General features: G+C 71.3%; 1 pseudogene. It reads left to right on the top strand.

From position 1 onward, the window contains the following. Positions 1 to 71 precede the first annotated feature (71 nt). A pseudogene (locus AQJ64_RS44830) lies at positions 72 to 1,466 on the top strand (acyl carrier protein); the annotation flags it as partial.

Below are 1,466 nucleotides of genomic sequence, written 5' to 3'. Positions count from 1 at the left end.
AACGCCGCCGCTACTGGTTCGACGGCGGTGCCACCCGCTCTGTTCCGCGCTCGGAGGGGCGCAGCGACTGGGTACAGCGGATCCGCGCCCATGCCGCCGCGGTGCTGGGGCATGCCGCGGCTGGTGATGTCGACTCGACGCTTACGTTCAAGGCGCTGGGCTTCGATTCCGCGACCTCGGTCGAACTGCGGAACCGGCTGGTGGCGGACACGGGGCTTTCCCTGCCGGCCTCCGTTCTCTTCGATCATCCCACTCCCAAGGCACTCGCCCGTCATGTGCGCGGGCTGCTCGACGGCGGTAGCGACCTGGCCCCCGAGACCTCCGCGGACCGGATGCCCGCCACTGAGGACGAGCCCATCGCCATCGTGGCCATGGGCTGCCGTCTGCCCGGTGGCATCCGGACACCGGAAGAGCTGTGGGGACTCCTCTCCGGCGGCGGCGACACCGTCTCCGCCTTTCCCACCGACCGGGGGTGGGACCTGGACAACCTGTACGACCCCGACCCGGAGCAGCACGGGACCACGTACGCGCGCTCGGGTTCGTTCCTGTACGACGCCGGTGACTTCGACCCCGGCTTCTTCGGGATCTCGCCGCGCGAGGCCGTCGCCATGGATCCGCAGCAGCGGCTTCTGCTGGAAGCCTCCTGGGAGGCACTGGAGCGTGCCGGGATCGACCCGGAGACGCTCCGGGAGCGCGATGGCGGCGTGTTCGTGGGAATCATGCAGCAGGAGTACGGGCCCGGACTGCACCGAGCCCCCGAGTCCGTCGACGGATATCTCCTCACCGGCACATCGTGCAGCGTGGCCAGCGGGCGGATCGCCTACGTCCTCGGCCTGCGCGGTCAGGCGGTGACCGTGGACACCGCGTGCTCGTCGTCGCTGGTGGCCCTGCACCTCGCGGTCCAGGCGCTGCGCGCCGGCGAGTGCTCGTTCGCGCTCGCCGGAGGCGCGACGGTCATGGCCGAGCCCGGCATCTTCGTGGAGTTCAGCAGGCAGCGGGGGCTTGCGCCGGACGGTCGGTGCAAGCCGTTCGCGGCGGGGGCGGACGGTACCGGCTGGGGTGAGGGTGTGGGGGTGTTGCTGCTGGAGCGTTTGTCGGACGCCCGCCGCAACGGTCATCCGGTGCTGGCGGTGGTGCGTGGCTCGGCGGTCAACCAGGACGGGGCGAGCAACGGTCTGACGGCGCCCAACGGTCCTGCGCAGGAGCGGGTGATCCGGGCGGCCCTCGCCAAGGCCGGGCTGTCGGCCGCGGACGTGGACGCGGTGGAGGCGCACGGTACGGGGACCACGCTGGGCGACCCGATCGAGGCGCAGGCGCTTCTCGCTACCTACGGGCGGGGCAGGGATCCGGAACGGCCTCTCTGGCTGGGCTCGTTGAAGTCGAACATCGGTCACACGCAGGCTGCCGCGGGGGTGGTCGGTGTGATGAAGATGGTGCTGGCGCTGCAGCACGGGGTCCTTCCGCGG

This window comes from Streptomyces griseoruber (assembly GCF_001514205.1).
Taxonomy (GTDB): Bacteria; Actinomycetota; Actinomycetes; order Streptomycetales; family Streptomycetaceae; genus Streptomyces; species Streptomyces griseoruber.
Note: the sequence above shows the minus strand (reverse complement) of the source record. Positions and strands in the feature narration are given on the sequence as shown.